Annotated in this window: 23 protein-coding genes; 8 read left to right on the forward strand and 15 right to left on the reverse strand. The window is 49.7% G+C overall.

Features of this window, described 5'->3' with window-relative positions; genetic code table 11:
• The 4 genes from ACXAFI_RS02205 to ACXAFI_RS02220 form a co-directional block, all read right to left on the reverse strand.
• Positions 1 to 1,020 (reverse strand): cytochrome d ubiquinol oxidase subunit II, encoded by a 1,020-nt coding sequence (locus ACXAFI_RS02205; protein WP_475107508.1) that lies wholly within the window; start codon positions 1,018 to 1,020, stop codon positions 1 to 3.
• Entirely contained in the window at positions 1,013 to 2,407 is a 1,395-nt protein-coding gene (locus ACXAFI_RS02210) for a cytochrome ubiquinol oxidase subunit I (protein ID WP_475107509.1), read from the reverse strand. Before ACXAFI_RS02210 ends, ACXAFI_RS02205 begins: the two co-directional genes overlap by 8 nt.
• A 198-nt stretch (positions 2,408 to 2,605) precedes the next feature.
• A complete protein-coding gene (locus ACXAFI_RS02215; RefSeq protein ID WP_152454863.1) occupies positions 2,606 to 3,160 on the reverse strand; it encodes a GbsR/MarR family transcriptional regulator in 555 nt (184 codons plus the stop codon).
• Between the two features lie 183 nt (positions 3,161 to 3,343).
• On the reverse strand, positions 3,344 to 4,288 hold the full coding sequence (locus tag ACXAFI_RS02220; protein WP_475107510.1) for a DUF1853 family protein: 945 nt from the start codon (positions 4,286 to 4,288) through the stop codon (positions 3,344 to 3,346).
• 218 nt (positions 4,289 to 4,506) lie between these two features.
• Between ACXAFI_RS02220 and ACXAFI_RS02225 the strand changes: the two genes are divergently transcribed.
• Entirely contained in the window at positions 4,507 to 5,400 is an 894-nt protein-coding gene (locus ACXAFI_RS02225; RefSeq protein ID WP_475107511.1) for a bile acid:sodium symporter family protein, read from the forward strand.
• A gap of 30 nt (positions 5,401 to 5,430) precedes the next feature.
• On the opposite strand, the gene ACXAFI_RS02230 is transcribed toward ACXAFI_RS02225, so the two are convergent.
• Complete coding sequence (locus tag ACXAFI_RS02230; RefSeq protein WP_475107512.1) at positions 5,431 to 6,120, reverse strand: Crp/Fnr family transcriptional regulator; 690 nt, start codon at positions 6,118 to 6,120, stop codon at positions 5,431 to 5,433.
• Between the two features lie 81 nt (positions 6,121 to 6,201).
• Here ACXAFI_RS02230 and ACXAFI_RS02235 point away from each other — a divergent pair, with 81 nt between their 5' ends.
• From ACXAFI_RS02235 to ACXAFI_RS02245, 3 genes are all read left to right on the forward strand, one after another.
• The gene (locus ACXAFI_RS02235; protein ID WP_475107513.1) at positions 6,202 to 6,969 is read left to right on the forward strand and encodes a class II aldolase/adducin family protein; all 768 of its coding nucleotides are present in this window, start codon (positions 6,202 to 6,204) and stop codon (positions 6,967 to 6,969) included.
• Between the two features lie 221 nt (positions 6,970 to 7,190).
• Entirely contained in the window at positions 7,191 to 8,117 is a 927-nt protein-coding gene (locus ACXAFI_RS02240; RefSeq protein WP_475107514.1) for a hypothetical protein, read from the forward strand.
• A 270-nt stretch (positions 8,118 to 8,387) separates the two neighbouring features.
• A complete protein-coding gene (locus ACXAFI_RS02245; RefSeq protein WP_475107515.1) occupies positions 8,388 to 9,287 on the forward strand; it encodes a glycosyltransferase family 2 protein in 900 nt (299 codons plus the stop codon).
• A 34-nt stretch (positions 9,288 to 9,321) separates the two neighbouring features.
• Here ACXAFI_RS02245 and ACXAFI_RS02250 read toward each other — a convergent pair whose 3' ends face one another.
• From ACXAFI_RS02250 to ACXAFI_RS02260, 3 genes are all read right to left on the reverse strand, one after another.
• Positions 9,322 to 11,685, reverse strand: coding sequence for an autotransporter family protein (locus tag ACXAFI_RS02250; RefSeq protein ID WP_475107516.1), 2,364 nt, complete (start codon positions 11,683 to 11,685; stop codon positions 9,322 to 9,324).
• 41 nt (positions 11,686 to 11,726) lie between these two features.
• Entirely contained in the window at positions 11,727 to 12,494 is a 768-nt protein-coding gene (locus tag ACXAFI_RS02255) for an OmpW/AlkL family protein (protein WP_475107517.1), read from the reverse strand.
• A gap of 284 nt (positions 12,495 to 12,778) precedes the next feature.
• On the reverse strand, positions 12,779 to 13,732 hold the full coding sequence (locus ACXAFI_RS02260) for a LysR family transcriptional regulator (protein WP_475107518.1): 954 nt from the start codon (positions 13,730 to 13,732) through the stop codon (positions 12,779 to 12,781).
• 121 nt (positions 13,733 to 13,853) lie between these two features.
• Between ACXAFI_RS02260 and ACXAFI_RS02265 the strand changes: the two genes are divergently transcribed.
• The 4 genes from ACXAFI_RS02265 to ACXAFI_RS02280 are packed head-to-tail and all read left to right on the forward strand — an operon-like array spanning position 13,854 to position 16,611.
• Positions 13,854 to 14,075, forward strand: coding sequence for a hypothetical protein (locus ACXAFI_RS02265; RefSeq protein WP_152454855.1), 222 nt, complete (start codon positions 13,854 to 13,856; stop codon positions 14,073 to 14,075).
• Between the two features lie 2 nt (positions 14,076 to 14,077).
• The gene (locus ACXAFI_RS02270; RefSeq protein ID WP_475107519.1) at positions 14,078 to 15,007 is read left to right on the forward strand and encodes a sodium-dependent bicarbonate transport family permease; all 930 of its coding nucleotides are present in this window, start codon (positions 14,078 to 14,080) and stop codon (positions 15,005 to 15,007) included.
• Positions 15,008 to 15,013: 6 nt separating this feature from the next.
• Positions 15,014 to 15,505: a 5-(carboxyamino)imidazole ribonucleotide mutase gene (purE, locus tag ACXAFI_RS02275; protein ID WP_152454853.1), complete on the forward strand. Its 492-nt coding sequence runs from the start codon at positions 15,014 to 15,016 to the stop codon at positions 15,503 to 15,505.
• Positions 15,506 to 15,510: 5 nt separating this feature from the next.
• The gene (locus tag ACXAFI_RS02280) at positions 15,511 to 16,611 is read left to right on the forward strand and encodes a 5-(carboxyamino)imidazole ribonucleotide synthase (RefSeq protein WP_475107520.1); all 1,101 of its coding nucleotides are present in this window, start codon (positions 15,511 to 15,513) and stop codon (positions 16,609 to 16,611) included.
• Between the two features lie 20 nt (positions 16,612 to 16,631).
• On the opposite strand, the gene mnhG is transcribed toward ACXAFI_RS02280, so the two are convergent.
• From mnhG to mbhE, 7 genes are read right to left on the reverse strand one after another with little or no spacing between them, the layout of a single operon-like run.
• Positions 16,632 to 16,976, reverse strand: a complete 345-nt coding sequence (gene mnhG, locus ACXAFI_RS02285; protein WP_152454851.1) for a monovalent cation/H(+) antiporter subunit G — start codon at positions 16,974 to 16,976, stop codon at positions 16,632 to 16,634.
• Positions 16,963 to 17,298: a cation:proton antiporter gene (locus ACXAFI_RS02290; RefSeq protein ID WP_152454850.1), complete on the reverse strand. Its 336-nt coding sequence runs from the start codon at positions 17,296 to 17,298 to the stop codon at positions 16,963 to 16,965. Before ACXAFI_RS02290 ends, mnhG begins: the two co-directional genes overlap by 14 nt.
• Positions 17,298 to 17,771, reverse strand: coding sequence for a Na+/H+ antiporter subunit E (locus ACXAFI_RS02295; RefSeq protein WP_475107521.1), 474 nt, complete (start codon positions 17,769 to 17,771; stop codon positions 17,298 to 17,300). Before ACXAFI_RS02295 ends, ACXAFI_RS02290 begins: the two co-directional genes overlap by 1 nt.
• A 2-nt stretch (positions 17,772 to 17,773) precedes the next feature.
• On the reverse strand, positions 17,774 to 19,294 hold the full coding sequence (locus ACXAFI_RS02300; protein WP_475107522.1) for a Na+/H+ antiporter subunit D: 1,521 nt from the start codon (positions 19,292 to 19,294) through the stop codon (positions 17,774 to 17,776).
• A complete protein-coding gene (locus ACXAFI_RS02305) occupies positions 19,291 to 19,665 on the reverse strand; it encodes a Na+/H+ antiporter subunit C (protein ID WP_152454847.1) in 375 nt (124 codons plus the stop codon). The genes ACXAFI_RS02300 and ACXAFI_RS02305 overlap by 4 nt, the downstream gene beginning before the upstream one ends.
• A 1-nt stretch (position 19,666) precedes the next feature.
• Positions 19,667 to 20,086: a Na+/H+ antiporter subunit B gene (locus ACXAFI_RS02310; protein WP_152454846.1), complete on the reverse strand. Its 420-nt coding sequence runs from the start codon at positions 20,084 to 20,086 to the stop codon at positions 19,667 to 19,669.
• Complete coding sequence (gene mbhE / locus ACXAFI_RS02315; protein ID WP_444920018.1) at positions 20,083 to 22,368, reverse strand: hydrogen gas-evolving membrane-bound hydrogenase subunit E; 2,286 nt, start codon at positions 22,366 to 22,368, stop codon at positions 20,083 to 20,085. The genes ACXAFI_RS02310 and mbhE overlap by 4 nt, the downstream gene beginning before the upstream one ends.
• Positions 22,369 to 22,655: the final 287 nt, after the last annotated feature.

The following is a 22,655-nucleotide window of genomic DNA, read 5'->3' on the forward strand; positions in this document are numbered from 1 at the left end:
TTAATGATAGTGAAGTTCGGTAGCTTTGCCGCGAAATACTCGGTAGGAAAAGGCCGTATAGATCAGGATTACCGGCACAACAATTAGTGCGCCCACAAGAATGAACTTCAAAGAAGCAGTGGCACTGGCTGCCTGCCAGATATTCAATTGCCCAGGCACTATATCGGGGAAGAAACTAAAGGCCAGGCCGGTAAAGCACATGAGGAAAATGGTCACTACCAGGACAAAGGGCAGTGCACTGTGTCTGTCATTGGCTTTGGGTAACCTGGCCAGCAGAAGGTCGTTAAAAATAAAGGCCAAAAAACACAAGGTGGGTATCAGGAGTACAAACATCACTAAAGGGTAACTAAACCAGCGATCAAAAACGGTGGGGTTAACCAGTGGATTGATTGCAGAGACCGAGACCACTCCGAGAAGCGTTGCTCTTCCAGACCGGCGCGCCCAGCGCACAGCACGCTCTTGTAATTGAGACTCAGTTTTCAAAACAAGCCAGGCCGAGCCCATATAGCTATATGCGGCGGTCACCCCTAATGCGCTTACCCCAGAAAAAAGCTGTGCCTGCCAGCCTGTCTGGAAACCCATCACATACTGTCCCAGCATATAACCCTGGGCCAAAGTGGTGATTATCGATCCAGCCTTGAAAGTCCGATCCCAGGCGAGTTTGTGCCCCACAGCCGCTTTAGCGCGGAAGTCAAAAGCCACGCCACGTAAAATCAGGCCCACCAACATAATGGCCGCTGGGATATAGAGGTGCATCAGTATGAGGTTGTGGGCAATTGGAAAGGCGATGAGAAGCAGGCCTATAGCGAGCACCAGCCAGGTCTCATTCGCATCCCAGAAGGGGCCGATCGAGGCGATCATGGTATCTCGCTGGGCTTCATCCTCCTCAGCCAGGGGGAGGAGAATACCCACCCCCAGATCGTAACCGTCCAAAATGGCATAAACCAGAACTGCGAAGCCCATCAGGCCGATAAAGATAACGGGTAGCCAATAGGCTGTGGAAGTGGCGGCCTCACTCATGGGATTCCCCCTTGGATTGCTTTTGGGTGGATTCTGGCAAGTTGGTTAGGCTGCCTCCTGCGAGAGGTTCCTCGGTTTCAAATTCCTCCACTTTGACAGACTTGAGTGCCATCACTTTAAGTGTGTGAATGTAGGCATAAAGTAGGACGACATAGACAACAAGATAGAGCGTGAGGGAAAAGCCCACATGGGATGGGGGAATCTGTGTTACAGCATCCGCCGTTCTCAGCACTCCGGTCACCAGCCAGGGCTGTCGACCAATTTCAGTCACGTACCAGCCCGCCAATGTGGCGACCCATCCGGCGAATGTCATAGCGACAAGGGTTTTGAGCGCCCAACGGGGTAGCTCTTTGCGCCGCCATAGGAGGTAGCAGCCGCCCCAGGCCACAGCCAGCATTAAAAGTGCCATGCCGACCATAATTCTAAAGGCGAAAAACACTGGAGCCACCGGCGGGTGATCATCGGGAAATTCTTCAATTCCCTTAACCTCCCCGTTTAAGTCATGGGTCAGGATAAGGCTGGCCATTTTAGGTATGGCAATTTCGTAGTGATTGGTTTTTGCTTCGCCATCAGGGATTGCAAACAGCAGCAGTGGTGCGCCCCTTTCTGTTTCCCATACCCCTTCCATAGCCGCCACTTTTTGTGGCTGGTATTTAAAGGTATTGAGACCATGCAGGTCGCCGACAAAAATCTGAATGGGAATAAAAACAGCCGCCAGGATAAGTCCGGTTTTAAGTGCCAGACGCGGCGCTCGCTTGGGGTCGCCTTTGAGAATTCGGTAAGCGGAGATGCCCGCCACAAAGAAGGCCGCCGTGAGCCCCGAGGCCAGCAGCATGTGGGTGAGCCGGTAAGGGAAAGAGGCGTTAAAAATAATAGCCAGCCAGCTCTCGGGGTAGGCGACACCATCGCGCAGTTCAAAGCCGGATGGGGTCTGCATCCAGGAATTTAAGGCAATGATCCAAAAGGCGGAGAGGGTGGTGCCAACAGCGACTACAAAGGCCGAGAAGGTGTGCACTTTACTGGGGACGCGCTTAATCCCGAACAACATAATGCCCAAAAAAGTGGCCTCCAGGAAAAAGGCGGTCAGTACCTCATAGCCCAGGAGAGGCCCGGCGATATTGCCAACTCGCGCCATGTAGCCTGGCCAGTTGGTGCCAAACTGGAAAGACATGGTGATGCCACTTACGACCCCGAGAGCAAAGGTTAGGGCGAAGATCTTTACCCAAAAGCGATAGGCACGCATCCAAACGGGGTTGTCTGTTTGGTCATAGCGAAGCTTGAAAAAAACGATAATCCAGGCGAGGGCGATAGTGATGGTGGGAAAGAGAATATGAAAACTAATATTGGCGGCAAACTGTATTCGGGAGAGGATCAGAGTATCTAGCATGGGAGCCTCTGCTGGTCGGACTAATTTATTAACCAGATAATCGGGCGACGCTTCCTAAGCGGCCCGGCGGTGCCCGTCAAACACCATTGCAGGAGTATGGACCCGCGGTATTTTTTGAGCGACTGCCGACGCGGGGTCGGCGGCGGTATATCCCTATACCATTGATTTTTGCTGCCTAAGGGGCATTTAGGCAGGTGCTTATTCGGAAGTTTTCCCCCCTGTCATTTTACTTTTCAGTTCCAGCAGCTTGACGATGCCGGAGCCCAGTTTCATTAGCCGGAGTAAATCATCGTGATCCAGCTTGCTCAGGGTGTTGGCAAACTCATCCAGCAACTCCAGCAGGCTGTATACCTCCTGAATTTTTTCCTGTGCTTGAACCTCTTGTTCATCCTGGGGCTCATTGAGTAGAAGTTGGCGCAACAAGCTTAGAGTAGGGTCCAGTTCGCGCTTACGTCGCTCCTCAAATACGGTGCGAGCAAGCTCCCAAATCGAACCAGCTGCGGTGAAATAGTCTTTGCGGTCACCGGGCTGGTGCTGCAGCTCAATAAGGCGCCAGGCTTGCAGTTCCTTGAGGCCCATACTCACATTGCCTCGGCTGATCTTCAGTGCCTGGGCTAATTGCTCGGCGTTCAGGGGGGAGGGGTGGATAGTAAGCAGGGCAAACATCTGGCCTACGGTGCGGTTGAAGCCCCACCGGCTACCCATTTCTCCAAAGTGCAAGACAAAGGCTTGGGCTTGACTCGAAAGTTTCATCAGATTCTTAACTTTCAGAAATTTCTGAAAATTGTAAAGTTAAATTGACCTAAGTCAATCAATAATTGAGAAAGTTTTGTATAGCGGGCTTTTGGGATTGCTGCTCGAAGAGTAGTCATTGGCCAGAGGGAGGAAGTGAATGGGCGATGTTGTTGATAGAGGTTGCATACTTTCTTAGGAAACCTAGGTAGGGAGGGTTTCCAGTGCCCGTTGCAGCCAGTTACTGGGGACAATAAAGCCGCGGCTAATTTCACCCTTCTCCCCCACTAGCGCAAAGCATAGGGGCTTATTCACAGTTGAATTCTCCAACCCTGCAGTGAGTTGCTTAAAAGAGTTACCGCGAGCTTCATTCGATTCAATCGGTGCTAGCCACGCTTTCTTCGGGAGGTGGAGCCAGCGTAGATCTGCTGTGTCACTTCCTTGAAAAAGACCCTTGAAGGTTTCTAGATCTGCCCACCAGTTTTTGTCTTGCAGGTGGGCCAGCTTCTTATGGAAAAACGGACTGCTATGAATTGGCAGGGGGCTGAAGAGGCGGCCGGGCATCAGTGTCCACTGTTGCTCAATGCGAAGCCCTAATGCGTTTAAAAGAGGTTGCACCGCCTGCTGCTGAATAAGAGGTAATTGATGTTCCTCCATGCGCTTTATCTTGATATCCAAGCGGTCCTTGAGACCTGGGCCTACCCAGTAGCAGCGGGGTAGTGCGAGGTAGAACTTAACTGCAATTTCCCAGTGCTCACAGCGGTTAGTGGGCAAATGTTGGACCACAAAATCCAATTCACCGAGGGTTCTACCCTCGATACGTAAAGGCAGATTCTGATGTAGCAATTGGTAATCGGGGTGGTACTGAAAAGCAAATGACCAGAGGCGCTCAAAGTAAACACCGAGGCGGCTGGTAGGTTTATGTTGGTCGCTATCTATTAGGTGTGTTTCAAGCTTATTGACAAGCTGTTGTTTGACCTCTTCGCGGGAAAAATAACTGTGCAGTTGACTGTGACGTACCATAGGCAGCCATGGCAGTTTGACGGTGTTTTTTGAATCACTGGCGGTACTGGCGATATCGTTACTGCCCAGTGACCAGAGCAGGTTGGACCAGTTATTTACAATCGGGGAGGGAAATCTATCGCTCATAAAAACCCAATCAGCTTCACAAAAGGCTTTCAGATTCTACCAGAGGCGGCATCTGTCTGTTGGTTGTGCTAGGGTTCATCTTCGAGAAACACTGTAAATAATAAAAACAAGCAACCCCTTTTTTCTCTTATGCTGTGGATTACTGGTGTCCGCCAAAGCGTAATCTGTGTTGGAACTAGGGGCCTATAGCCAGACAATAATAAAAAGAGGAGGCGAGTGTGGAATCAGGGCCTATGATCTCGATCGGTCTGCCGATAGCGCTGTTTATCATTATGGTGGGTATTGGAATGACCCTGACTGCCAGGGATTTCCACCAGGTGACAGTAAAACCTGGTGGGCTGGTGGTCGGTACACTTGCCCAGATCATACTCATGCCACTTGTGGCTTTTGTTCTGTGTTGGGCGCTTAGTTTGCCCGCTCCGATCGCTGTGGGCCTAGTGATTATTGCAGCCTGTCCAGGTGGTACGACTTCGAACCTGTTTACACTGCTCGCTCGTGGCAATGTGGCGCTCTCCATCGTGCTAACAGTTTCCGCAAGCTTAATTACAATTTTAACCCTGCCTTTTTTCACTAACTTTGCCTTGCGCCAGTACTTTGGTGCAGAGCAGGAAATCGTCCTACCCTTTGCCAGGACAGTGGCTATGTTATCGGTCATTGTCCTGTTGCCTGTGGTAATCGGTATGATAGTGCGGGCCTGGAACCCTCACTTAGCGAGCCGTGCCGAGGGCATTGTGAGTATTTTCGGTGCACTGGTACTGGTTATTCTGGTAGTAGGGTTGGTGTGGGGTATGAGAGACCGGATAGGGGAGCTTATGCTGTTGGCTGGCCCCTCCACAATTCTGTTGAATTTATTGGGGGTGTTGGCTGGGTTAATCATCAGCCACTTCTGCGGGCTTTCCCGGCGAGATGGATTAGCGGTAGCTACTGAGTTGGGTATTAAGAACGGCACCATTGGCCTTATGGTGACCCTCACTTTAATGCATTCCAGTGAAATGTCGATACCCTCTGCAGTATATGGTGTGCTGATGTTTCCATCTGGGATGTTGCTCGCGTACTACGGTCGTAAGAAGGCACGAGAAGCTGGAGAGGAGGGTGCTGCGGAAGTTGGCTGAGCTAGTTGAAACCCTTTCAGTCCAATTGCTTTAATCTAACTTCTCAATATAGGCACCCAGGCGTGAGAGATCTGGCACGTTGATACGACCGTAGGAGCATTCTATCAGCCCCTGAGACTCAATATTTTTTAGTACCCGGTGTACCCCTTGCCGGGTCATACCCATGGTGTTGGCGAGCAGCTCTTTGGTGAGGCGAAAACTGCTATGACTATTTTCATGTCCACCATTATGCATCTGTGCCATAAAGAATAGGCGCCGAGCAATTCGCGCCTCAGTACCGCGGAGTACATCGTCCTGGATAATGGACATCACTGTCCAAAGCCTTCTGCTGATTTGTTCCAGTGCTATTGGATAAGCTTCGGGATGTTGTTTCATTTTTTCCCTCAGCAACTCACCGGGTATATCGACAATTACACAATCACTATGGGCGCGGGCTCCAAATACCCGCGGAGTTCCTGGGCAAAAAACGGTATCACCAAACCAGGCTCCATTATCTAAAATCGCAAGGGTTGCCTCGCGCCCAGCAAAATTACTGGAGCAGATTCGCACCTGCCCCTTGGCAATAATAGAAAGGCGTTCCAGGCGGGAACCTGAGGGATAGATAGTGTCGCCCTGGGAGAAGTGCTGGCAATATGCCTTCTGGGTTAGAAATTCTCGAGCCTCACCAGGTAGGCCGGCTAGCAATGGGCATTTATCAATAAAGCTGACTTTATTATTCATTCGTCAAGTGTAAACAATTTGACAGTGTTTTTAGCGGGGCTGATTCAGAATTTGGATTCCAATAACATCAAGGAGTGCAACATGTACCTGGAAACTATGCCTTCACTGAAGGGGCGCGTCAGCGATGAAGAGTGGCAATTGCGTGTCGATTTAGCGGCGGCTTACCGTTTGGTAGCCCACTATGGTTGGGACGATACCATCTTTACCCATCTCTCTGTGCGTATTCCCGGACCGGAATCCCACTTTCTAATTAACCCTTTTGGAATGTTTTTTGACGAAATTACAGCTTCAAGCTTGGTTAAAATCGATTTGCAGGGAGAAAAAGTGGATGAAAGTACGGCGATGGTGAATCCTGCAGGATTTACTATCCACAGTGCTATCCATGAGGCGCGAGAAGATGCCCACTGCGTTATGCACACCCATACTACTGCAGGCGTAGCGGTTTCTGCCCATGCTGAAGGCTTGCTGCCAATTTCTCAGCAATCATTATTTCCCCTGTCGAGTATTGCTTATCACGACTATGAGGGGATTGCTGTGCGTGAGGATGAAAAAGAACGCTTGGTGGCTGACCTAGGCTCAGCCAACTATATGATCCTTCGTAATCATGGGTTACTGACCTGTGCTTCCACCGTTGCTGATACCTTTCTGGCAATGTTTATATTGCAACGCGCCTGTGAAATTCAGGTTGCAGCTCTTACTGGCAATCCGCCCCTCACCCCGGTTCCTCAAAATATTGTGGATAAGATCGTTAGCGAGGGGGATATGGTTACCGGTAATCAGGGAGGGCTTTTGGTTTGGCCTGGATTGTTGAGGAGGCTGGATAGAGATAACCCTGGGTATGCTGAATAGTTGTTGCCTAAAAACGCCCTGAATAGAGTTCTTGCAGTAAACTTCTTTTTTGGGCTTTGATCATAAAGTGAATAAATAAAGTAACATAAAGAGGATTTAGATGACAGTGTTGAGAGCATAACACTTTAGGTCTGGCGTATGGGTTTTTTTTTCAACAAAATGGAGCATAGTGGGCTTATTTTCTTTTTAAGCACTCCTAGGTTAATTAACGGTAATCTAATATGCTCCAATACTTATTGAAAAAAAGATTAAAAAAACATGACTCTAATAATAATTTAAAGGTGGAGTCTCTGATGTTGGGCCACCTTCTGGGGTTGAAGGCTCTAAATAGTGAGTCTCTTGGAGTTGGTAATGATAAGCCGCATAAGATAGTCGTATCTCTGACCTCTTATAATAAGCGCATTCACGATGTCTACTTATGTGTAGAGAGCCTCTTTCAGCAATCTTTGAGAGCAGATGCGATAGTTCTATGGTTATCTTTGCGTGATTTTCCCGATAGAAGGCTACCTGAGATACTGCGGAAACAGCAAGATCGGGGCTTGCAGATTCTATTTGTAGAGAATGATTTCGGGCCTTACATGAAATATATGTATGCCTTTGATCAATTTCCAAACAGCCTCATTGTTACGGTGGATGATGATGTGCTTTACCCTTCAGATACTCTCGATTTATTGTACCAGTCTTATTTGAGGGCGCCTTCCCATATTCATTGCCATCGGGCACATAAGATTCAATTAGGTCGAAGGGGAGAGATTAAACCTTATGAGACTTGGATTTCACATGAATTAAATAGCGAACCATCCCCTTTTCTTTTTGCCACGGGTATGGCTGGAGTTCTATATCCGCCTGGCTCACTGCATGAGGATGCTTTTGATAGCAAAAAATTTATGGAGTTATGCCCCTCTGCCGATGATATTTGGCTGAAGGCTATGAGTTTGTTGCGGGGGAAGTTTGTTGCGAGGGTTCCCGACTACCGTTATTGGAGAGGGCGCTTTCTCACTATCCAAGGGTCTCAGGTTCAGCAATTAAAAATGGTTAACTTAAAACGCACCGGTGGAAATGATTGCAAGATTAGACGGGTATTCTCTGAGTACCAGCTGCTTGACTACTTACAAGGTGATAAGAAGCCTACCTTGGTTGTAAGTTAGGGGTTGTTCATGGCATGGGTAGCTAATTGTATAGTAGGGGTTTTTTCTGGTTATTTTTTGACCTTTTTGGTGTTTTTGATCTAACTAGTAACTAAAAAAGAGGTTATTGTTCGAAGTGAGGTGTTTAAGTGGCTAATATAGAGAGCGTCTGGCATAATCCGCCAAGTTTGTACCCACATGTGACCCCTTTATATTGATGGTGCTCTTAGGCTGGACGGATCGCTGTTCGGCTATTCGGTACAATAGGTTGAGTCTACTGGATGGCCCTGAATGTTCCAATACTTTTTAAAGAAGCGTCTAAAGAAGCACGACCTGAATAATAATTTGAAGCTGGAAGCACTTGTTCGCTGCCAGTTACTTGGTCTTCACGCTTCAAATAGTGTTGAGCCTGGGGTAGGCAATTCTAAGAAACAAAATATTGTAATCTCTCTCACCTCATTCGATAAACGTATCCACGATTTATATTTATGTATCGAAAGCTTATTTCAGCAGTCAGTAAAGGCTGACTCAATTGTTCTGTGGTTATCTACCAAGAATTTTCCTGATAGAAGTTTGCCTGAAACTTTAAAAAGACAGCAACAAAGGGGCCTGCAAGTCTTTTTTGTTGATGAAGATTTGGGTCCTTACAAAAAGTATGCGTATACTTTTGATATGTTTCCTGACAGCCTGATTGTCACTGTTGATGACGATGTTCTTTATCCACCGGATATGGTTGATTTACTTTATCAGGCTTATGAAAAAGATCCATCCAAAATCTACTGCCACAGAGCGCATAGAATGTGCCTAGATAAAAAAGGAGCATTGCTTCCTTACGGAAGTTGGCAGAGTAGCATAAGAGATTCAGAGGCTTCTCACTGCGTATTTCCAACTGGAATGGGTGGGGTACTGTACCCGCCTAATTCTTTGCACAAAGATGCCTTTGATCCAGAAAAGTTCATGACCTTATGCCCAAATGCAGACGATATCTGGTTAAAGGCAATGAGTATTAAGAAAGGAACTTTAGCCGCGCGTATATCCGATCCCCGCTGTTGGAGAAACAGGTTCTTGATGATCCAGGGTTCCCAGGATCACGCCTTAATGAAGGAGAATCATAAGAATCGTCAAGGAAACGATTTTAAGCTTAAGAGAGTTTTCTCTGAGTATGATTTATATAGCATGTTAGAGTCTTAAAAGAATTTTCTTGGCTGCACTTTGGAGTTTGGGTTTACCATTTATATCGAAACCCAAGCTCCAGTCCTCCAGCAAAACTATCCCCAAGATTCTCCAGGCCGCTGCTGAAAAAGACTTCGGTGTAGATAGAGCAGTGGTCACCACACTCTTCATAACTGGCCCCCATACGTAAATCCGCATACCAGGTATCCGGTTTCTGATAGAGTCTTGTTCCAGAAACAACCAGGTCGGTTTCCTGGTCAAGATTCAAGATCAGCCCTGGAGTGACATAGTATCCAAAGCGCTCCAGAGGTAGGGAGCCGTACATTTTTCTGCTGGATTTACGTTGGCTTTTGCGTTTTTCAAAAGTGGCCCCTAGGCGCAATAAAAGGCCATTATTATTAATATCGCCTACTTTAACATCATAGGTATCTTCAAAGTTTTCAGCCTCCTCAGACGTGTAAATCAGTTGCGCCTGGGGAGTAATCGAATAGTAATCATAGAGCTTGAAACTCCACCCCCCCTCCAGAGACAGACCGTAACCGTAGCCTTCACTGCTGTTGCGGAGTGTGCGTAAGTCTTTTGCGTCAAAGTCAAAGTCGAACCAACTTAGCTTGAATTGAGCGTCAACATAGAGACCCTGATAGCCATACCATGTTAGGTAGCTACTGACGCCGTATGTTTTGGCATTAATGGAGCCGTCCCCAAAAAAAGACTCTACGGAATTTTTCGAGTTGCCATAATGCAGTGCCAAACTGGCAATAGGAGTAGTGCCGAGAACCAACAAGTCGACGGGGAGATCAGCACCAATTTGGAGCTGATAGTATGTTTGATCCCAGCTCGCCCAGGTGGTGGACTCACTGGGTGTCGTGCTTATATAGCGTGCGCCACTGCGTATCCATATCCCCTTGCGATCAATGGCTGTTTCCAGTGAGCTAGTATAATCGGTGCTATTGACGTCGAGATAACTACTACCAACCCAGTAGCGGTTACCCACACGACTACGCAATGTGGTGGGAATATTCAAGGATCGCAGTATTTGTGGAAGGGTTTCATACATTACTGCAGCGGGTTGCCAGCGAGCCATGCCGCCTTCGGGGAAATGGCTTGAATTACTTATCGTAGAGCGCAGATACCATTCTCCATCATTGTTTCCCGATAAATCATTCTGGTGCAGTGTATAGGCGTATGCTCCACCAATTGTCGCGGGTTGCTCATCTTTGGTTATATAGTCACCGCTTAAAATAAAGGCATTGTCAGTGGAGTCCCCCTCAATAGATATCAATTTGATACCGTTATCCTGAGTGCGTGCGCCAGTACCATTGAGGTTGTAAACCGTTACGTGAGTAGTGCCACTTGTATCTCCCCGGATCTTTAGTTGATCACTGTTAGCAGTGCTATCACTAAGTACCACATCCATCCACAAGCGTCCGTTATCGCCAATATAGTGACCGTAATTATTGTCACTATCTTTTTGAATGATTAAAGTATTAAATTTCTTATTGACTAAGTCGATAGTGCCATCATTAGCCACGTTGCCAGTAATTCTATATTCCTCGGTATCAATAAATGCCTGGCCACCCCATTTAATGTGTAAGCCCAGTGGATTATTGTCATTATCCAGGCCGCCACCCACATTCAAATTCCCAGACAAAATAATTTTTGAACTACCCCAAATAACGACTCGTTCCCAGTTAATAAGCTGGTTACCATCCACTCGATAATCGAGTTTGAATATCAGTGTATCGATGTCTCCGTCTTCTGCGCTGAGATCATCGCCGCCATCTAATACTACATCTCCTTCAAAGGAATAAGAGTCGATGACTAGTTTATCTGAGCCGGGACCACCGCGTATTTCATTACTGATGCCTTCATCCCAGTGGATATAATCATCTCCTTCACCGGCATCTAAATAGTTGAAAATAAAACCGCCATCCAGGGTGATTTGATCATTACCCGCGCCACCCCAAACATGAAATGTGAGGCCGTCTAGAACTTGGATGTCATCATCACCGCCCCCCCCATGAATACCGCCTCCATTAATGTAATCGCCTACATCACTACTGCGCTCATCCAACACAATAAGATCGTTACCATCCCCTCCATATACAGAGTCGTGGATTACTGCTCCCTTAATATAAATGGCATCGTCACCACTACCGCCAAATGCGCTATTGATAGTGCCACCGTTTAACTCCAAGGTGTCATTGCCACCTAATCCATCGACATCGGCCTCTTCTGCGTCATTGTCTTCGTCGCAGATAATTTGATCCGGTCCTTCGGAGCCCAGATTGTCTGGTGTACACTGCGCCGTTGCCTTTACTGGAGAAAGCGCGATGATTCCCAATGCAGCCATTGATATCAGCAGTTGGCTATTAAAGATGTCTGTAGATCGGGTTTTTGAATTTATTTTTTTCACAGTGACTCCGGCGCATAGTTTCATATACGAAATCCTGTGTTTCAAAACTTAGTGCCAATCCCAATATTGATAATCCAGGGGTCGTAATCGAAGTGCGCATAGAGGCGGTCTGACCCCAGCTCTGTAGGGAAATTTATCGTGGTATCGGTATCTGACAGGTAGTAAAGAGCCGCCAGATTAATTAATAAAGGATAACGAAATTGGCGGAAGTCAAAATTGAAGTCGACGCCACCCTGAAGGGCCCAGTCCCAGGAGTGCCCCATATTGAATGAACCTGGAGCCACTGACATATTAGAGTCCATCAGATACTCATCAAATTGGCGGCTTATGGATACTGTATGATAATCCGTATAATTAATTCCTGCGCCGAGATAGGGGCGGGCAATATAGGATGGGTCAAGAAAATACCAGTTTGCAAAGGCAAGAGTGCTTGTAGTCTTAAAATCACCCAATTTAATCTGGCTGTTGCCAGGGTTGCCGGTAAAGTTATCTAGGACTACATCGTATGAGGCACCGTTAATATGCATCAACTCGATTCCCCAGCGATCCGAAGGGCGCCATACCCCGGAAATTTGCCAGGTTTGGGCGGTGTCTATTTCCCAGGTTGAATTGTATAAATCCCAATGTTGTAGAACCCGGTATTTTAGGGAGGTTCCAGCATCATTGGGCGTAATATAGCTGAGACCGAAGCGCACCATAAATTCGCCCCAGTCAATGTTGCGCCAATCCTCCTGGGCTTTGGCGTTAATTGCACTGGTCGCAAAAAGAAATATTAAAAATCTGAAAACTATTCCCTGGATTTTCATCATTATACCCTTCTGTGAAAATCGATGACGGATGGTGTCTTTGACTGTTACCTACAGTCCCTTTTGGCTATAGCCCTATGGATGATTTTTGGACTCATCCATAGGTATCCAAAAAGTAGCAGGATTCGGCAGGTACGCCGAAAATTTGACGAGTATTCAGTCGGGATTTTTTTCAGGGGGATCTAGGCTACTGTCGCCTGACATTTAATTTTGGTGTTTAAATTGAGAGTGTAATTTGAGCAAGTGGTAGCCGGACCAAAATAAGTTTTGGTGTGTTTTTTCTAAGGCTATCGATTCGGAGGCAAAGGCCAGGCAATACCGCTCTCTTCCGGTACTGTCTCCAGATTGCGGGCATACTCAAGGAATTCTGCGGCTGCTGGAGATAGTGGTCTGGATTTACGCCTGGCTAGATACCAGTGCGTAATAATCGGCAGAGACTCTACTTCTAAAATGGCGAGCCCTGAATGTCCGCCAAATGCGAGAGTGTGCTCGGAGAGAATAGATACCCCAAGCCCTGACATTACGGCGTGCTTTATCGCTTCATTGCTTTCGATGGTCATGCGGATATTGAGATCGATATGTCTCTCCTGCAGAAAACGCTCTATGGCGTGACGGGTTCCGGACCCCTCCTCGCGTCGCAGGAAGGGGCCGCTGGCAAACTCCTCTAGGGGAATCTTTTTTCTGCCTGCTAGCGGGTGCTTCTCCGGCGCTATAGCCAACAGTCGATTGGGCAGGAATTCCACCAATTCCAGATCGGGGTTCTTGGGAGGGTGGCTGAACACATAAAAATCATCCTCATCCTCACCGGTGTAGTCGATGATCTGCTGACGGTTACCCACGCGAAAGAGAATATCCAGCTTTGGATGCTGTTCATAAAACTCGCCAATCAAGTGGGGAATAAAGTACTTGGCAGTAGTGACGACCGCGAGTTGTAAGCGCCCCGTTTCTAGACCGCGCAGTCTGGCTAGCTTTAGCTCCAGATACTCATAGCTTTTGAGGATTTCTCGGGCACTGTCCACCAGGGTCTGTCCGGCCTCGGTGAATTGCAGCTGCTTACCCACGGCGTAGTAAAGGGGTAAGCCTACGGCACTAGATAGCTTGGCCAGCTGCATGGATACGCTGGGCTGGGTCAGGTGTAGGGTTTTGGCGGCGCCACTGATGCTGCGTTGTTCATATACCGTAAGTAAAATCTCCAACTGCCTGACGGTGCCGATGCGGGAGTGGGCTCTGCTGGCTAGCATGACTTTTCTCAATCATAGATAAAAGATGATATATAACATAATAATTATCTATTTTTATCTATCAATCTACCTAGTGATAATGCACCCACTTCAATCTATGGGAATGGGAGGGGGACCCTGTATGCACAAGTCACAACTTTACTTTGGTACCTTGGTAGGTCTGTTAGTCATGTCCATTGGATGGGTATTGGCACTGGTTGGTATCGATGCCGCCGCACTAATACTGGTCGGGCTGGTGGTGCTGCTTGCCAATGTGGGGTACGGGCTAATGAAGCGGGTTCCCAAGAGAATTCGCCTCCCGCTCTCTGAACGCCGCGAAAGCTCTAAGCGCGGGAAGCACTGATCATGCAGCTGGATGTTGTAGTTGGTTTCTTTATCCTTGGGGCCCTGGCGCAGCTGGTACGTAGTGACTTGCGCCTGCCCACAGGTCTCTACCAAAGCTGTGTGATCTTTCTCCTGTTGGCTATAGGCCTCAAGGGTGGGGCGGCGCTCAGTACCTATTCCGCTTCAACCCTGATTCCTCAATCTCTTGCGGTTTTGGCCTTTGGCACACTACTCCCTTTGTTGGCCTTCCCACTTCTCTATTGGATAGGCAAATGGAGTCGGCTGGATGCAGCAGCTACTGCTGCCCACTACGGGTCGGTCAGTGTCGCCACCTATGCTGTGGCGGTGGCCCTGTTGGAGACGAAGGGCATCGATTACGAAGCCTATTTCCCCTTATTTGTGGCCCTACTGGAAGTTCCGGCTATTGTGGTGGGAATTCTCCTGGCGCGGAAGTCGATGCAGAACAACAATAAGGGGCGCCTGGCCCATGAGTTGACCTGCAATCAGGGGGTTCTTCTCCTGCTTGGCGGGATCGCCATCGGCGCTTGGGCCGGTGAGCGTACAGAAGCAGTTATGCCTTTTTTTGGTCAGTTATTTCACGGTGTGCTGGCTCTTTTTCTGCTGGAAATGGGGAGAGTCGCGGCGGCGCGACTGGCAGATGTGCGCGGGCAGGGTGCGTTCTTGCTGAGTTTTGGTATATTTATGCCCCTGCTAGGCGGTGCAGCCGGGGGTGCCCTGGGAGCATTACTGGGGTTGTCGGCGGGAGGAATTTTCCTGTTGGCGGTACTCGGTAGCAGCGCCTCCTATATCGCGGTGCCTGCAGCTATGTCTGTGGCTCTGCCGCAGGCCAATGCCAGCGTGTCCATCACACTGTCCCTGGCGATAACGTTCCCTTTCAATGTCCTGGTGGCGATTCCCGTCTACCTGGCGTTTGTTCAACATTGGAGTTAGCCGCAAGTGAAATCACTGCCCTTTGAAAAAGTCACCATCGTTATGGGGTCGCGATCGGATTGGCCCACCATGGCCAATGCCACCAAACCCCTGAACGAGCTGGAGGTTCCTTTTGCCACTGCGGTTGTGTCCGCCCACAGAACCCCCCAGCGCCTGGTGGAATTCGCCAGTGAAGCCCACAAAAACGGCACCCAGGTGATCATCGCCGGAGCTGGTGGCTCTGCCCACCTGCCGGGAATGATTGCCGCTATGAGCCCGCTGCCAGTGATTGCCGTGCCTGTTGAAAGCCGTTTTATGACCGGAATGGACAGCCTTCTTTCTATCGTACAGATGCCGAAAGGTATCGCCGTGGCTACCCAGGCAGTAGGTGCCTCTGGGGCTTATAACGCGGGCCTGATGGCGGCACAAATGCTCTCCCTGGGCGATACTGAATTGCAGGAGCGATTGATCGCCTGGCGCGAGCGTCAAACTGACCAGGTTCCGCTAACGGTGGAGTGAAGTTAGTGAGTGAAGTAACCAGACATATCGCTATTGTCGGCTGTGGGCAGCTGGCACAGATGATGGCACAAGAGGGTAAGCCCCTCGGTATTACATTTAGTTTCCTGGCGGAGAAGGGCGAGGACGCGGGTTGTGTCGAAGGGCTCGGCACCGTCGTCAGGTTGGATGAGGCGGGCAGTGGTGAGGATTTATTTCAGGCACTCGGCTGCCCTGAGGTGATTACCGCCGAGCGTGAACAGGTGGATGTAGCACTGCTGCGAGAGTTGCAGCGCTTTTGTCCAGTTTACCCAGATCCCCATGTTTTTGAGAAAGCCCAACATCGCTTGAGGGAGAAGCGGGCTCTCACTGAGAGCGGTCTTCCGGTTGCGCCTTTTATGCCGGCAAGGGGGCGCGGTGAATTACTGAATGCCCTGGATAAGCTCGGTTATCCGGCATTTATCAAGAGCTGTGAAAATGGCTATGACGGTAAGAACCAGTGGCGGGTGAAAGATGCGGCAGAGCTGCAGGAAGCTATCAAAGAAGCTCAAGATCTGCCCTGTGTGGTAGAAGCCTCAGTAGATTTCTCCTGTGAGGTTTCCCTGATCGGTGCCCGCTCTGTTTCCGGAGAAGTAAAGACCTACCCTCTGACTGAGAACCTACACCGCCAAGGAACGCTGTTACTCTCCAAGGCGCCCTATCAGGATGAACAATTATTAGCCAGTGCCCGTGCCTATCTGCAAAAGCTGATGGATGACTGGGACTATGTAGGCGTACTCTCAGTGGAGTGCTTTGTCACCAGTGAAGGCTTGTTGGTGAATGAAATTGCGCCACGGGTCCACAACAGCGGTCACTGGACTTTAGTGGGTGCGGACACCAGCCAATTTGCCAATCACCTGCGTGCGATATTGGATATGCCACTGGGTGACACCGAGTGCCCACGCCCCGCTGCCATGGTCAATATGCTTGGTGTGGATCGAGCGCCAACAGGCAAGAATGAAGGTGTTTGGCTCTACGGCAAGACGCTCCGTCCTGGGCGTAAGATGGGCCATGTGATCCTGGTGGATGACAGTTCAGAAGAGCTGGCTCAGCGCTGTGAGGCGATGATTGCCGATCTCTATCAGCAGTAACTGACTCACTTGGGCAGGATCTACTTTAAGTCCCTCTTCGGGTTTTTGAAGCGGGGGCTGGCGGTTCTGCCACGCCACATAGGGGTGCCAACCCGATAGGCAGCCCGCGCAATCATATGCACCCCGATGGGCACGGTGAAGAGCAAAAATAGCAGCGCCGCCACTGCACGTGCGGTTACCTGGGTATCGTGGAACATTGCGGCCACACCTCCCAGTAAAAGCCCACAGCAAAGAGTGGCGGCCTTGCCTGAAGTGCTCATGCGAGTGTAGAAGTCCGGCATCCGCAACAGGCCCAAGGCCGCACTAAAACCGAACAGGCTGCCCACCAGCAATAGGGTGGCGATAAAAATCTCATCGAAAACCACTGCCGCCTCCCTCATGTAGAACAGTTTTTTTTCCACTTTTTTCAATAAAGCGGGCGAAAGCCACACTCACCAGAAAAGCCACCAGTGCCAGGGCAATAGCCGCACTCAGATAGGCCGGCTCTCCAGAGGCAATGGCTAATAATGCGCAGTAGGCCACCGCAAGAATATTGAGTACGTCGAGGGCCACAACCCGATCCGCCAGGGTCGGCCCGAGAAAGATGCGCATAAAACACATGGCCAATGCCAGCAGTAAAATGAGTGATGAGATATTAATGGCAGCCACAATTAATGGCGCGTTGATATCAACGATAGTACTGTGCATCAGGAAAAAGCCTCCCGCACCCGCTTTTCAAAACCTTGGTGGATTTCCTCGCGGAAAATATCTGGATCATCCACGAACATGGTGTGTACCAACAGTTCAGAGTTATCTTGGGTAATTTCCAGCACTACGGTCCCCGGTGTGAGTGATATCAGATTTGCCAGTATAAAAATCTGCGTCTGATCAGTAATTTCTAAGGGAATTCGCACCACAAGTGGGCGGCTTTGTAGTTTTGGTGAAAGGACCTCGTAGGCAGCGCGCAAGCTTGAGACCACCAACTCCTGTAGAAAAAAACTGGCTAGGCGGATTAAACGTGGCAGGCGCTGAAAGTATTTGGTGCCCTCAGGAATTTTGGGGGAAACCCGCAATGCGAGGTAACCAAGGAAAAAACCAAAACAGAAATTTACCAGCGTTGCATTGCCGGTTAAGGCTGACCAGCTGATGGCTAAGATTAGGTTAAGTAAAAATACGCGCATGATCAGCGGTTTCCGACATATTGGATTTTTAGTCCCAGTACCGCCTCAATATATTCCCCCGGCTTTAATAGCTCCCTAGCGGCCGCCAGGGAGTAATCAATCAAGGGGCCAGGTATTAAACCGAGTACCAGGGTGATCAAAGCCAAAAACGCTACAGGTAGCAGGCGCTCATAGCGTTCATACCGGGGGATATCTTGCAGGCGCTGGCAATAATCTTTCGGATGGTCCTTTAAAAAGGCCTCCGCCCAGATTTTGCTCATAGAGAACAACGTAAGGATGCCGGTGATCAGGGCCACAGCAACTACAAAATAAGCGGCCTGGTCCAGGCTCGCCTTGACTAACAACAATTTGGCCCAGAAACCCGAAAGTGGTGGAAATCCTGCCAGGCTGAAGGCGGCGATAAAGAAAAAGAAGGAAAGCAGTGGGCTCGCCCGGTAAAGACCACCGATTTCACTTAATTCGAAACTACCGGTAAGCCGCTTGGCAGTGCCACTAATAAGAAATAAGTTAGTCTTGGCAACGATGTTGTGAATCATATAAAAGACTGCCCCGGCCAGGGCCAGAGGGGAATTAAGTGCAAGGCCCAGCACCAGAAAGCCGATTTGGCTAATGATATGAAAGGCGAGAATCTTGCGAAATTCATAGTGGGCCGCCGCACCTAATACCCCGGTAAGCATGGTCAGTAATGCCGTACCCAGCAAAATGGTATGGGGGAATTGCAGTTCACTGGGAAAAATCAGGGTGAAGGTGCGTATCAGAGCATAAACTCCTACCTTCGTCAGCAGGCCGGCAAAGACCGCGGTTACCGTTACGGGCGGGGCGTGATAAGAAGCGGGTAACCAAAAAAATAACGGAAAAATCGCGGCCTTAATACCAAATGCGCAAATAAATAAAACCGCCAGGGCAGAAACTGCCGAGGGGTTATCCACAGCGGCCAGAGAGATATGCAGCTGGGCCATATTTAATGTGCCGGTCAACCCATAAGTCATTCCGATAGAGGTCAACATCAGCAATGTGGATACCAGATTTAATGCGACATATTTAATGCCACCATCCAATTGGATACGGTCGCCGCCAATCACCAGTAGTGCGAAGGAGGCGATTAACATCACCTCAAACCAGACATAGAGATTGAATAAATCCCCTGTAATAAAACTCCCACAAACCCCGGCCAGTAAAAGCTGAAAGAAACTGTGAAAACCCAGTTTAACTCGGTATTTCCTGATATCGGATAAGGAAAACAGGGAAACACAGAAGCCAACGACGCCAGTGATCAGCAGCATAATGGCACTCAGCCGATCGGCCACTAGTGTGATACCAAACGGCGCAGCCCAATCACCCATTTGCGCGGCACGGGTACCGCCGGTTTCTACCAGGATCAATATGGCGATGGTCGCGGCCAGTAACAGGGCACAACCGCCAACTGAAATAAAGCCACAAAGAAGTTTTCTGCCCCGTGCCGGGAAAGTGGCGAGGGCGGTGAGAATCGGTATCAAAAAAGGCAGGGCCAGTAACCAACTCAAGGAGATTTTTCTCCCTTGGGAGGTATCGGCTCGGCGATACGCATGGTATCTACATCCAGGGTACCGAGAACCTTATAGGCCTGGGCGATCAGGGCCAGGGCAAATGCCAGCAAACCAAAGCCAATCACAATCGCGGTGAGGATCAATGCCTGGGGCAGGGGGTTGGCGATTGGTCCCGGGGCAACCTCCATACCCTGCGGAATCAATGGTGGCGCGGCACGAGTGACTCTCCCTGCGACAAAAATAGCCAAGTTGGCAGCATTACTGATTAATATCAGCCCAAATAGGTAGTGCAGTAAATTCCTGGCCAGCATCAGATAGACACCGGTGGCGATTAATATGCCGACAACGAGAGCGAGTGGGCCTTCCATATTATCTGGAATCCTCCAGGGCAAAAATCAGAGTCAGTACTGCACCGAGTACCGCCAAATAAACACCAATATCGAAAATCAGCACATTGCTAAGAGAGAGACCACCGGAATTTTTATTGCCGGTAACTTGTAGCCATTGTCCTGAAAATGGCGCCTCGCCGGAAAATAGAGACAGCATACCTGAGAGCAGTGCGATCAATACGCCAGTTGCGGCGAGGTTGCTCGGCGGAATTTTTAGGGCGCTTTGTGCGGCCTCCACGCCCCAGGCCATGGCAAAGAGAACAAATGCCGAGGCGGCAATTAAGCCGGCAATAAACCCCCCGCCGGGATAGTTATGCCCGCGCAGTAACATATAAATGGAGAACACCAGTATCAGTGCCACCAGCACTCGGGTTGCGGTTTGTAGTATCAGCGAGTTCACTGTTTACCCCGTCGCAATTGGTGACCGAGTAGAGTGACAGCCGCTACGGCTGCAGTAAAAACAACGATAATTTCGCCGAAGGTATCCAGCGCGCGAAAGTCGACCAAGATTACATTGACGATATTGCGGCCATGGGCCTCGGGCACAGACGCTTTTTCAAAAAATTCAGTCGTTGGGCTATCGAGCGGCGTTTGTAGTACCGCCAACAGGCTAAAGGTTACCAGCAAGCCCAATATAGCCCCGAGTGTGGCATCCCGTGGGCGGAACAGTACCTTGCGGCCAGGATTGAACACCGGCAGCCGCGGCAGGATTGCCGCCACCAGCACCAGGTACAGGGTTTCCACAAGAAGTTGGGTAATGGCCACATCCGGTGCACCAAGAAACAAATAAATCAGGGCGATGCCCACACCGAGGGCGCCAAGGGCGCAGATAGCGATCAGCGGTTTGCGCGCGGAACCCGCCATATAGGCTCCCCCCACCGTCAACAGCAAAGCCGCCCATTCCTTCAAATTGAGGCGTGGCCAAGCGTACTCCAGGGGAAATTGTCCGCCGCGAATCAGGGCATAGGCAAGAACTAGGGAGATGGTAGTGAAAATCACCGTCAGGTAGCGTCGCATGATGCCGTTTTGCAGAATACGGGTCTGCCACGCAGCAAAGGCCTTGAGTAAATCCAGGGACTTATCCCACATTTCGTCGGCGCTGGTGGGTGCATGTTTGAAATCCCAGGCCAACCAGGCGCGCATACGACGCAGCCCCAGATACATGATGACTCCCAAAACGAAAGTGAGAATACTCATCAGCAGGGGGATATTAATACCGTGCCACAACTTTAGTTTGATCGTCTCAGGAATACCCAAAATGGCACTTAGCGCCGGTTCCACCAAGCCGCCACCAACGAGATCTGGTGCCATACCGAAAGTGAGCCCCAGGCCACTCAAAATTAACGGGCTAATCCACATGCCCGGTGGCGCCTCTTGAACATGGGTTATATGTTGTGGCTTCTTCTTCCAAAAGGGTTTGATTGCCACCATTCCCGCCACGGTTACCGTGACGGCATTGACAAAAACCGCCACTGTGGCAACCAGGGCCGGTTCTGAGGCCACCGCTAAAGCGCCTTCGTATTTAAGCTCTTTGCCAATAAAGCCTAGAAAAGGCGGAAAGCCGGCCATGGAAAGTGCAGCCGCTGAAGCCGCAATCACCGTGATATGCATGGAGTGGCCGAGTCCGCCTAATTTATTAAGGCTGCGCGTGCCAGTTTGTTTATCGATGATGCCCACCACCATAAACAGGGCAGCTTTGTAAAAGGAGTGCACGATAAGAAATGTGATGGCGGCGGCCACAGCGGCCGAGGCATCTGAGCCCAGGAACATGGTCAGGGTACCCAGTGCAATCAGGGTAGTGTAAGCCAGGGCCAGCTTTAGATCGGTTTGGCGCAGTGCCGCCAAGGCTGCCACTGCCGCCGTGGCGGCGCCGGTACAGGTTAAAATCCACTCCCAATACTCGGTGTGTGCCAATACCGGGTGCATACGCGCAAGTAAGTAAATTCCGGCTTTTACCATGGTGGCGGAGTGCAGATAGGCGCTCACCGGTGTGGGTGCGGCCATGGCATTGGGCAGCCAGAAATGAAAGGGCAACTGTGCAGACTTACAGAAGGCGCCGATTAATATCAGAATCAGGATCGGTAAATAAAGTGGGCTAGCCCGCACCGTCTTACCGGCAGCTAATACCTGCAGTAGATCGAAGCTACCCGCCACGTACGCAAGTAATAGCAACCCCACAAGCAAGCAAAGTCCCCCCAGTGTGGTGACCAGTAAAGCCTGTAGAGCGGAGCGGCGGGCAATGGCGCTGGTATTGTTATAGCTAATCAGCAGGTAGCTGGAAATGGTGGTGATTTCCCAGAAGACAAATAGGGTAATCAAATCGCCCGCCAGCACCAAACCCAGCATCCCAACCATAAAAAGGTATAGGTAACTGTAAAAACGGCGCAAATCGGGATCACCGCGCATATAGGCGGCGGCATAGATAGCAACAAAAACACCAATGCCACTAATCAACAGAGCAAAAAGGAAGCTCAGGCCATCGACATAAAATCGCAGGGAAACACCCAGTGCCTCAACCCAGGTAACACCAAAGGAAAATTCCTTCCCAGCGGAGATGTCTGGCATATGCGCCATCAAAAAAATGGTGACAATAGCCGGAGCTACGGGTGAGAGTAGCGAAATCCATCTCCCCGGTGTGGCCTGTTCACTCCCGCGACCTTCCCTGTCGCTCACTGCACCCATTTTTCCATCCTGAATTGCCTCGACCTATTTTAGGTGGGAATTGGCAGTAGGGCAGGCGTAGAAATCTAGTGCTGGGATTATTAGAACTCTATTCAGTGCGTGCCTAATGAACTTGAACCTTTAAATGGGGTTTCTATTGCTTGGTGTTCTTAGGGGTACCCAATGCCACAAGGCCACAGAACCAGGGGATTATGAACTTGGCAGCAAATACTGGGAGTCAGGGAGCTTTACTAATGGAGAGGTTCACTAAAAAATTGCTCCAGGGTAAAGCCACTGGACTTGCTGCT

This window comes from Microbulbifer sp. ABH2_005 (assembly GCF_056160005.1).

Excerpts from the sequence above, each read along its gene's own strand:
- ACXAFI_RS02205 (WP_475107508.1), bottom strand. The coding sequence starts at position 1,020 with ATGAGTGAGGCCGCCACTTCCACAGCCTATTGGCTACCCGTTATCTTT.
- ACXAFI_RS02210 (WP_475107509.1), bottom strand. The coding sequence starts at position 2,407 with ATGCTAGATACTCTGATCCTCTCCCGAATACAGTTTGCCGCCAATATT.
- ACXAFI_RS02215 (WP_152454863.1), bottom strand. The coding sequence starts at position 3,160 with ATGAAACTTTCGAGTCAAGCCCAAGCCTTTGTCTTGCACTTTGGAGAA.
- ACXAFI_RS02220 (WP_475107510.1), bottom strand. The coding sequence starts at position 4,288 with ATGAGCGATAGATTTCCCTCCCCGATTGTAAATAACTGGTCCAACCTG.
- ACXAFI_RS02230 (WP_475107512.1), bottom strand. The coding sequence starts at position 6,120 with ATGAATAATAAAGTCAGCTTTATTGATAAATGCCCATTGCTAGCCGGC.
- ACXAFI_RS02235 (WP_475107513.1), top strand. The coding sequence starts at position 6,202 with ATGTACCTGGAAACTATGCCTTCACTGAAGGGGCGCGTCAGCGATGAA.
- ACXAFI_RS02240 (WP_475107514.1), top strand. The coding sequence starts at position 7,191 with ATGCTCCAATACTTATTGAAAAAAAGATTAAAAAAACATGACTCTAAT.
- ACXAFI_RS02245 (WP_475107515.1), top strand. The coding sequence starts at position 8,388 with ATGTTCCAATACTTTTTAAAGAAGCGTCTAAAGAAGCACGACCTGAAT.
- ACXAFI_RS02255 (WP_475107517.1), bottom strand. The coding sequence starts at position 12,494 with ATGATGAAAATCCAGGGAATAGTTTTCAGATTTTTAATATTTCTTTTT.
- ACXAFI_RS02260 (WP_475107518.1), bottom strand. The coding sequence starts at position 13,732 with ATGCTAGCCAGCAGAGCCCACTCCCGCATCGGCACCGTCAGGCAGTTG.
- ACXAFI_RS02265 (WP_152454855.1), top strand. The coding sequence starts at position 13,854 with ATGCACAAGTCACAACTTTACTTTGGTACCTTGGTAGGTCTGTTAGTC.
- ACXAFI_RS02270 (WP_475107519.1), top strand. The coding sequence starts at position 14,078 with ATGCAGCTGGATGTTGTAGTTGGTTTCTTTATCCTTGGGGCCCTGGCG.
- ACXAFI_RS02290 (WP_152454850.1), bottom strand. The coding sequence starts at position 17,298 with ATGCACAGTACTATCGTTGATATCAACGCGCCATTAATTGTGGCTGCC.
- ACXAFI_RS02295 (WP_475107521.1), bottom strand. The coding sequence starts at position 17,771 with ATGCGCGTATTTTTACTTAACCTAATCTTAGCCATCAGCTGGTCAGCC.
- ACXAFI_RS02305 (WP_152454847.1), bottom strand. The coding sequence starts at position 19,665 with ATGGAAGGCCCACTCGCTCTCGTTGTCGGCATATTAATCGCCACCGGT.
- mbhE (WP_444920018.1), bottom strand. The coding sequence starts at position 22,368 with ATGGGTGCAGTGAGCGACAGGGAAGGTCGCGGGAGTGAACAGGCCACA.